The 8,341-nt window shown below is 57.0% G+C and carries 8 protein-coding genes and 1 pseudogene; 2 read left to right on the plus strand and 7 right to left on the minus strand.

The features are described from left to right. Positions 1 to 13: 13 nt before the first annotated feature. Together AC2FLX_RS09120 and AC2FLX_RS09125 are read right to left on the minus strand one after the other, a co-directional pair. The gene (locus AC2FLX_RS09120) at positions 14 to 1,195 is read right to left on the minus strand and encodes an aminotransferase class I/II-fold pyridoxal phosphate-dependent enzyme (protein WP_496810673.1); all 1,182 of its coding nucleotides are present in this window, start codon (positions 1,193 to 1,195) and stop codon (positions 14 to 16) included. 109 nt (positions 1,196 to 1,304) lie between these two features. Then, positions 1,305 to 2,633, minus strand: a complete 1,329-nt coding sequence (locus AC2FLX_RS09125) for an amidase (protein ID WP_496746187.1) — start codon at positions 2,631 to 2,633, stop codon at positions 1,305 to 1,307. Between the two features lie 82 nt (positions 2,634 to 2,715). Here AC2FLX_RS09125 and AC2FLX_RS09130 point away from each other — a divergent pair, with 82 nt between their 5' ends. Continuing rightward, complete coding sequence (locus AC2FLX_RS09130) at positions 2,716 to 3,942, plus strand: FAD-dependent monooxygenase (RefSeq protein WP_496810674.1); 1,227 nt, start codon at positions 2,716 to 2,718, stop codon at positions 3,940 to 3,942. Positions 3,943 to 3,956: 14 nt separating this feature from the next. On the opposite strand, the gene AC2FLX_RS09135 is transcribed toward AC2FLX_RS09130, so the two are convergent. The 5 genes from AC2FLX_RS09135 to AC2FLX_RS09155 all read right to left on the minus strand — a co-directional run bounded on the left by AC2FLX_RS09135 (position 3,957) and on the right by AC2FLX_RS09155 (position 7,491). Then, positions 3,957 to 4,142, minus strand: coding sequence for a Trm112 family protein (locus AC2FLX_RS09135; protein ID WP_480750335.1), 186 nt, complete (start codon positions 4,140 to 4,142; stop codon positions 3,957 to 3,959). Next, complete coding sequence (locus AC2FLX_RS09140; RefSeq protein WP_496810666.1) at positions 4,139 to 4,780, minus strand: LON peptidase substrate-binding domain-containing protein; 642 nt, start codon at positions 4,778 to 4,780, stop codon at positions 4,139 to 4,141. Before AC2FLX_RS09140 ends, AC2FLX_RS09135 begins: the two co-directional genes overlap by 4 nt. Before the next feature lie 26 nt (positions 4,781 to 4,806). Further along, entirely contained in the window at positions 4,807 to 5,724 is a 918-nt protein-coding gene (trxA, locus tag AC2FLX_RS09145) for a thioredoxin (protein ID WP_480750338.1), read from the minus strand. An 86-nt stretch (positions 5,725 to 5,810) separates the two neighbouring features. After that, positions 5,811 to 6,599 (minus strand): exodeoxyribonuclease III, encoded by a 789-nt coding sequence (locus tag AC2FLX_RS09150; protein ID WP_496810667.1) that lies wholly within the window; start codon positions 6,597 to 6,599, stop codon positions 5,811 to 5,813. Between the two features lie 205 nt (positions 6,600 to 6,804). Next, on the minus strand, positions 6,805 to 7,491 hold the full coding sequence (locus AC2FLX_RS09155) for a response regulator transcription factor (protein WP_480750341.1): 687 nt from the start codon (positions 7,489 to 7,491) through the stop codon (positions 6,805 to 6,807). Positions 7,492 to 7,663: 172 nt separating this feature from the next. On the opposite strand from AC2FLX_RS09155, the pseudogene AC2FLX_RS09160 reads away from it, so the two are divergent. Further along, a pseudogene (locus AC2FLX_RS09160) lies at positions 7,664 to 8,341 on the plus strand (GTP cyclohydrolase II); the annotation flags it as partial.

Here is an 8,341-nt window from a genome sequence, read left to right on the forward strand (position 1 = left end):
CTACCCTCGTACCTCACGAATAGATGCAGTCGCGGAGTGTGATCAGCCCCTGCTGCAACTCTGTTTTTGGGGCCACCATCGCGACCCTGATATATCCCTCACCCGGGTTTTGCCCCGGCTTACCTTGGGCGAGATAAGCACCCGGCAGCACCCGGACACCCGTCTCCCTCCAAAGCTTCAGCGCTACCTGTTCACCATTGTCCACAGGAAGCCATAAAAAGAACCCGGCCTCGGGAGGCATATAGCCCTGCACACCCTCAAAAACCTCGTCGGCGATGCGATACTTCTCTTGATAAAGCCCCCGGTTTTCCAAAACGTGCACCTCGTCGGCCCAAACTCGCGCCGCCGCCGCCTGTAAGGGAGATGGTAAGGGTGCGCCCGAATAGGCCCGCAACTGCTTGACTTTCTTGATCGTCTCCGGCCCACCGGCGATCAACCCCGAACGCAATCCGGCAAGGTTCGACCGCTTCGACAACGAGTTGAAGAGCGTGATCCTCTCGGGGTCTGCTCCCAACTCCTGCGCGACCGTCAGAACGCCGGTAGGAGCATCGTCGCGGTAAATTTCGGAATAACATTCGTCGGCAAAAATGCGGAAATCGAAATGTTCAGCCAGCCGGATCAGCTCGGCCCAATAGTCACGCGACGCAACCGCTCCCTGTGGGTTGGCAGGCGAGCAGATATAGGCAATAGTGGTTCGGTTCAGCACCTCCTCGGGCAGACTGGCATAGTCCGGCAGATGCCCCGTGGCAAAGGTTGCCGGAACAAACCACGGCTCGGCCCCAACCGAGATCGAGGCGACCATGTAAACCTGATAAAACGGGTTTGGACACAAGACTACAGGTCGCTGGCCGTTTTTCTGCTCTGGACACAGCGCCATGGCAGTGTTGTACAACCCCTCACGCGTTCCATTCAGCGCCATCACGTTGGTGTCGGGGTTCATCGAAACACCGTAGCGACGTCCGATCCAATCGGTGATCGCAGCCCTCAGTTCCGGTGTCCCGTCGTTATCTGGGTATCCCTGAAACCCGGCGGCGTTTTCCACAATCACATCCGTAACCCATTGAGGAAACGTATGTTTTGGCTCTCCTATTGTCATATGCACAATATCGCCACCCGGCTCGTGATGATCGAGCAGGGCACGCAGGCGTGGGAATGCATATGCCGGTAGGTTCGAAAACCGCTCGGGGAAATCCATCATTACTGCCTCAATATCGGGATCGTTGATCGCCCCGTTTGACATCAAGTTACATACCCCCCCCCAATACGTCCAGCTAAAGCGATGTCAAAACAGGTAATTGTGGCATTCAGGTCAAAGCTGATTCAGCCGCCGCTCCAAGTCGCAACAACATCTCTTCGGAATTCGGGTGCCCCAACAACATCAGACCACAACCCGGTGTTCCGGTTGGCAAAGTCAGTGCAGAAAGCCCCATCAAGTTGCCAATGCGCGTATTGCGCAGCGCCAACAGGTTTTCCGTCACGTAGTAGTCATGGTCATTCATCAACCGTTCCAAATTTGGCGGCGTGATCGGGGCCGTTGGCGCCAACACCGCATCAAATCCTGAGGTCGCGGCATCCCAGGCGGCCCGACAGTTTTCCAGCTTGGACCAAGCCGCAACATAATCTGGACCCGAGAAGTTTTTTCCTTGCCTGAAACGGTCCAGTATTTCAGGGAACATAACCTCGGGATTGGTTTCAATCACATCGCGCCAAAGGCCATAGGCCTCGGCGGTGTAGAGCGCGCCGGACAGTGGCATGGCTTCCTGCAATTCCGGCACCTCCAGAGGCACGACTTGCGCCCCAGCCTCCGCCAACCGGCGCAAAGACTCTTCGTAGGCCGCGCGCGGCGCTTCCCGCAGGTTATCCAGCGCCACGGTTTGCAGGCTTGCAAACCTGCGTCCTTTCAAAATTGCCCCCCGCAGATCGGCGGGCGATCCGTTTTCAAGTAGAGCCAGCATCTGCGCCGCATCCTCGACAGATCGTGCCAGCGGGCCAATCGTGTCGAATTTCAGACACAGTGGTACAACGCCTTCCAGGCTCAGCCGACCCGCCGTGGTTTTCAAGCCGACCAAATCGTTCCAGGCCGCCGGTATTCGCACCGATCCGCCTGTATCGGAACCGATCCCACAAGCCGCGAGGCCCCAGGCAACCGATGCCGCCGCACCCGACGAAGACCCACCAGGAACCGCTGTCTCGTCATGGATGCACGGTGGCGTACTCGTGATCGGGTTCAATCCTAGTCCAGAAAAGGCCAACTCGCTCATATGCGTCTTGCCCAAACAGACCGTGCCCATCGCGGTTGCGTTCCGCATCACCACCGCATCGGTCTCCGGCACCCGATTTTTCAGCAGCGCCGACCCGGCCTCGGTCGCCGTGCCCGCCGTATCGAACAGATCTTTCCAACTGATGGGCACTCCATCCAGCAAAGACCGGCGCAAACCGAATTTGGCGCGATTCCTGGCTTCCTTTGCTTCAGCTCGGGCGCGGTTATGGGTCACCTGGGCATAAATTCGATTGCTATGAGGATGTGCATCAATGGCGGACAGGTAAACCTCTGTCAGTTCGACAGGATCAATAGAGCCGCCGTCGATTCCCCTTCCCAAATCACTTGCTGTCATTGTCAGCCAGTCTTGCATCGCACCCTCCCAATATCTTTCGGCGACGGTAGCGACAGGACACCCCATGGACAATCCCGTTCGCGCGCGCATATTGCAGGCCATGAAAGATGTTTCCGATATCCTGATCGTCGGCGGCGGCCTGAATGGCCCCGCTTTGGCTTTGGCGCTGGCGCAAACCGGACACTCGGTCTCTCTGGTAGATGCACTGGCCGAGGATATCAGGCAAGATGCGGCCTTTGACGGGCGTGCCTATGCGCTCGCTTTGGCCTCGCAGCGGTTGCTCCGGACCATCGGTGTTTGGGATCGAGTGGCGCAGCAAGCCCAACCAATGTTGGAAATCAAAGTCACCGATGGCCATGCCGGGGCCGGCCCTTCGCCTTTCTTCATGCATTTCGATCATGCCGAGATCGAGGAAGGCCCGATGGGTTATATGGTCGAAGACCGCTATCTACGGCGGGCTTTTCTCCAAGCCGTCGCCGAAGAGGGCCGGATCACCCAGATCAGCGGAAGTGTCGTCACGTCTCAGGAAACCGACCCTGATGGCGCCACCGTAACATTGGATGATGGCACCGAATTGCGCGGCAAACTGCTGGTGGGTTGCGACGGGCGTCGTAGTGGAACTGCACAGCGCGCAGGCATCAAGCGAACCGGCTGGAATTATGGGCAGACGGCGCTTGTCTGCGCCATCTCTCATGAGCTGCCGCATCACGGCGTCGCGCATCAGTTCTTCATGCCACCAGGGCCTCTGGCCATTTTGCCGTTGAGCGGAAACCGAAGCTCCATTGTCTGGAGCGAGCGCTCCGCGACGGCGAAACGGATCAACGCGATGTCCAAATCAGACTATCTGCAGGTTCTGCGCCCCAGGTTCGGTGATTTCTTGGGTGAGATCAGCCTCGAAGGCGACCGGTTCACCTACCCCCTGAACCTGACCATCGCAAATTCATTCATTAGCGAGCGCTTGGCGCTTGTGGGAGACGCCGCGCATGGAATGCATCCGATCGCGGGTCAGGGCCTCAATGCGGGTCTGCGCGATGTGGCTGCCTTGGCCGAAGTTCTGACACTGGCGGCACGACGCGGAGAAGACATCAGCGCCACACTGGTACTGGAGCGATATCAAGAATGGCGCAGGTTCGACACTGCGACGCTCGCGCTGGCAACCGATACTTTCAATCGGTTGTTTTCCAACGATAATCCGATCCTGCGCTTGGGGCGGGACATTGGCATGGGCATTGTAGGGTCATTGCCCGGATTGCGCCGTGGCTTTGTTCGCGAAGCCGCCGGATTGACCGGAGACTTGCCGAAACTTTTGCAGGGCCAGCCGATTTAGGATCACTGTCCTGATCACTCCAAAACCCGAGCCTCGTCCACCAGCATCACCGGAATGCCGTTTCGGATTGGAAATGCCAACCCTGCCGCCTTGGAGACCAGTTCCTGTCGCTCAGGTTCATATTCCAGCATCGTATGCGTCTGGGGGCAGATCAGTGCTTCGAGCATGCGGCGGTCGAATGAAGACAGGGTTTCGGTCATTGCAATGTTTCCTCGTTGGAGCCGCCGCGCAGGGCGAATTCTATCAATGTCACCAGCGTTTCCCGGCGTGTTGCCAGACAAGGAGCTTCCAGAAGTGCTTGCTTGTCCTCCGGGTCGAAATCCAAAAGCATCGACAACGAGTTGACCAGCAACTCATCGTCCGCGTCTTTCAGGGTTTCCCAGTCGGTTGATAACTGTCGGGCGGCAAAGAAGCGTTCCAGCAGTCGCAAAAATCGCGTCCTGTTGAATTCGTTATCGCCTTCCGGACGGCCAAGATCACGCTCGAAGCCGTCCCAAGACACCGAACACCGACGATATGGAGCAAAGGCATCAAGTTCCGACTTGATCCGGAACCGGGACACGCCGGTCAACGTGATCAGATAGCGGCCATCCTCAGTTTCCGAGAATTGCGTGATCCGCCCTGCACATCCGATCAGATGCAGCTTATCCGCTTTGCTGTGGCAAGGATTTGGTTGCACCATGCCAATCAGCCGCTCGGACGTTTTGAGCGAGTCGTCCAGCATCTGCAGGTAGCGCGGCTCGAATATATGCAACGGTAACCGCGCCCGGGGCAGCAGCAGCGCGCCCGGAAGCGGAAATACGGACACCGTATCCGGCAGGTCGGCAGGGTGCATCATGTACCGAGTGTAGCTCTGAACCGAAATTAGGCAAATATCATCGAGCTGAGTTTCCGTCGGCCGTTCAGAACGATTGGGTCGTTGGGCTTGAGGGCATCGAAAATTGTGAAAAGCTGAGTCTTTGCAGCGCCATCATTCCATTCGCGATCTCTGCGAAACAGTTCAAGCAACTGCGCCACCGCTTCTTCGACATTGCCACTTGCGTGTAATGCCTGTGCCAGATCGAACCGCGCCTGATGGTTGTCTGGCTCAGACTCGACCGCCGCTCCGAGTTCCGCAACCGGACCAACATCGGCAGCTTGACGCGCTAATTGCAACTGAGCGTGCGCGGCATCAATCTCGGCCGAGTTCGAAATCTCGGCTGGAGCGCCATTTAAGATAGCCTCGGCCTGATCCAGATCGCCCATGGCGATATGGGCGCGAACAAGACCGCCATAGGCACCGGCATGGGCCGGATCTTCGCCCAATATGGCCGCAAAGGTTTGCGCAGCGTCGACGGCAGCACCTTCGGCCAACATCTCTTCGGCGGCCTGAACCGCCTCATCAAGCTGCCCGCCCGGGCTTTGGCCACCGGCCTTTTCGATTACCTTGTCAACAAATCCTTTGATCTCGGACCCGGGCAACGCGCCTTGGAATCCGTCAATTGGTTGGCCTTTGTGAAACGCATATACGGTCGGGATCGACTGAATGCGCATCTGCGCCGCGATTGTCTGGTTTTCGTCCACGTTGACCTTGACCATCTTCACAGCGCCCCTGGCTGCGGTCACAGCGTCTTCCAGTGCCGGACCGAGAGTCTTGCATGGGCCGCACCAGGGTGCCCAGAAATCAACGATGACCGGAACCTCTTGTGACGCTTCAACCACATCTGCCATGAACGTGGCTTCGGTTCCGTCCTTGATCAGATCGGTTGCGGCAGGCGCACCTGCGCCGTTCAGAATGTCCATGGTTTCAACTCTCCGGTTTGAACTTGGCTCCTATATGCCGCCGCGTAGTACGGAAACCAAGAGCAGAGTCGCATTCTTTGCATCATTCACAGATCGAAAGTTGCAAATACAGGCGCGTGATCACTTGGCTTTTCCCACCCACGCGCGTCACGCAAGATTCGACTTGAATGGCCTGCGTTTGAAATGTCCGGCGTGGCCCAGACATGATCCAGCCGCCGACCCTTGTCCGCCGCATCCCAGTCACGCGCACGGTAAGACCACCAACTATAAAGCAGCCCTTGCGGAATATCCTGTCGCGTGATGTCGACCCAATTGCCCGCCTCTTGCGTCTCGGCCAGATGATCGACTTCGATTGGTGTGTGGGAAACGATCTTAAGAAGCTGCTTGTGCGACCAGACATCGTCTTCGCGCGGAGCAATGTTCAGGTCTCCCACCAGAATTGACTTTTCGGGTTTGTCGGCGCGGAACCAGTCGCGCATATCGGTCAGATAGTCCAGCTTCTGCCCGAATTTCTCGTTGGTCTCCCGGTCTGGTACATCGCCACCGGCCGGGACATAGAAATTGTGAATCGTCACACCGTTTTCCAACCGCCCAGCGATGTGCCGCGCATGGCCAAGCTCGGCAAAGTCCTTGTCGCCAATATCCTCGATTGGCAGGCGCGACAGGATGGCGACGCCATTATATCCTTTTTGTCCGCGGGCGATCATGTGGGTGTATCCCAGTTCAGCGAACCCTTCGGTCGGGATTTTTTCCACCGGTGATTTGCACTCTTGCAAACACAAGACATCAGGGGCTTCTTCCTGCAGCAGCTTCAGAACAATGGGCTCACGCAGGCGCACCGAGTTTATATTCCATGTGGCAACTGTGAAGGGCATCGGTAAACTCTCCTAAGGCAACACCAGGCAACCTATCGTGCTGATCACCGGGGTGCCACCTGAAATGGACAACAAAAAAACCCCGGCACGAGGCCGGGGTCAGTCCAACAGGGAGGTGCATGTCATGACCCGGACATGCGCGGGTTAGGTAGACCTTAAAGTTGCAATCAGGGTATCACTTTGATCGAAGTCAATCCACACTCAGTTATGAAACAAGTCGATATCCACCGGATTCTGTGACCAAAAGGCGAGCATTCGAGGGGTCTGGTTCGATTTTCTGCCGCAAGCGATAGATATGCGTCTCGAGCGTGTGGGTTGTCACACCAGCGTTATACCCCCAAACCTCGTGTAAAAGGACATCGCGCGGAACGACGCCATCGGTCGAGCGGTACAGGAACTTCAGGATATTGGTTTCCTTCTCGGTCAGGCGAATCTTTCGCTCATCCTCGGTCAGCAGCATTTTCATGGCCGGTTTGAACGTATACGGCCCAAGCGCAAAAACCGCGTCCTCGGATTGCTCGTGCTGGCGAAGCTGCGCGCGAATACGCGCCAAAAGGACCGGGAATTTGAAGGGTTTAGGTACATAATCGTTGGCGCCTGCATCCAAACCCAAGATCGTGTCCGCATCGCTGTCATGACCAGTCAGCATGAGAATCGGACTTTTGACGCCTTGCTTGCGCATAAGACGGCACAACTCGCGCCCATCCGTGTCGGGCAAACCCACATCCATAATTACCAGGTCGTAGATCGCTTCTTTGGCGCGCTCCAAGGCGCTTTGCCCGTCCGACGCTTCGAAAACGTCAAAATCTTCGGTCATCACGAGTTGCTCGCTGAGCGCCTCACGCAGATCTTCGTCATCATCAACCAGCAGGATTTTCTTGAGCTGAGCCATGTACCGGTCCTCCTAAAGCTTTTCCATCACTTGATCGCAGAACGCACAATCGGCAAGATTTACTGCAACGCTCTCACGCCCTCGTGTCTCCTTTCCGGTTATTATTTGCTAATTGTTTCACTTTTGCCGCGTGAAAGAATAGACGAAATGCAGAACGTTACAGGATGAAGCAATGAGTCTCTTTCCGGACATTACCGAGTTGTTGGCGCGTGCCCGGGCCGATCTGCGCATGGGCGTGCCGGTCGTTTTGAGCGATGGTACCGGGTATTGCGTGGTGGCGCTTGCCGCCGAAACCATGAGCGCACAGCGGCTGGCGGACCTTCGCTCTTTAGGTGGATCGCCCGTCGTCGCCGTTACCGCACGACGGGCTGAAACGCTCAAGGCGCGCGCCTATGACGGTGATCTTGCGCGGATTGTTCTTCCAATAAACGCTGACATGGTCTGGGTACAGGCAATCGCTGACCCATCCGACGATCTGAACTCACCGATGAAGGGTCCTTTGATTAGTGAACGGCAGGGCAACGCCAATCTTCACCGAATCGCTATCGCTCTGGCGAAATCCGCGCGTTTGCTGCCCGCCGCAGTCGTCTTGCCGATCAACGACGGTATAGCTTTTGCTGCCTCGCATGCCCTCACCTGCATCGATCACTTACAGGCTGCACCCCATCTGGCGGATCGCAGCCCCCTGCGCGAGGTGGTGGCGGCACGCTTGCCGATGGACGTATCCGAAGCAGGACGACTGCATGTCTTTCGTCCTGACGACGGCGGCGAAGAGCACTATGCAATCGAAATCGGCCGTCCAGATCGTGAAAAATCCGTGCTGACCCGATTGCATTCTGCTTGTTTTACC

The organism is Ruegeria sp. YKSF57, assembly GCF_059612585.1.

What these genes read in the sequence shown, in the direction of transcription:
- AC2FLX_RS09120 (WP_496810673.1), bottom strand. Translation starts at nt 1,195, where the DNA reads ATGGATTTCCCCGAGCGGTTTTCGAACCTACCGGCATATGCATTCCCA.
- AC2FLX_RS09125 (WP_496746187.1), bottom strand. Translation starts at nt 2,633, where the DNA reads ATGCAAGACTGGCTGACAATGACAGCAAGTGATTTGGGAAGGGGAATC.
- AC2FLX_RS09130 (WP_496810674.1), top strand. Translation starts at nt 2,716, where the DNA reads ATGAAAGATGTTTCCGATATCCTGATCGTCGGCGGCGGCCTGAATGGC.
- AC2FLX_RS09135 (WP_480750335.1), bottom strand. Translation starts at nt 4,142, where the DNA reads ATGACCGAAACCCTGTCTTCATTCGACCGCCGCATGCTCGAAGCACTG.
- AC2FLX_RS09140 (WP_496810666.1), bottom strand. Translation starts at nt 4,780, where the DNA reads ATGATGCACCCTGCCGACCTGCCGGATACGGTGTCCGTATTTCCGCTT.
- trxA (WP_480750338.1), bottom strand. Translation starts at nt 5,724, where the DNA reads ATGGACATTCTGAACGGCGCAGGTGCGCCTGCCGCAACCGATCTGATC.
- AC2FLX_RS09150 (WP_496810667.1), bottom strand. Translation starts at nt 6,599, where the DNA reads ATGCCCTTCACAGTTGCCACATGGAATATAAACTCGGTGCGCCTGCGT.
- AC2FLX_RS09155 (WP_480750341.1), bottom strand. Translation starts at nt 7,491, where the DNA reads ATGGCTCAGCTCAAGAAAATCCTGCTGGTTGATGATGACGAAGATCTG.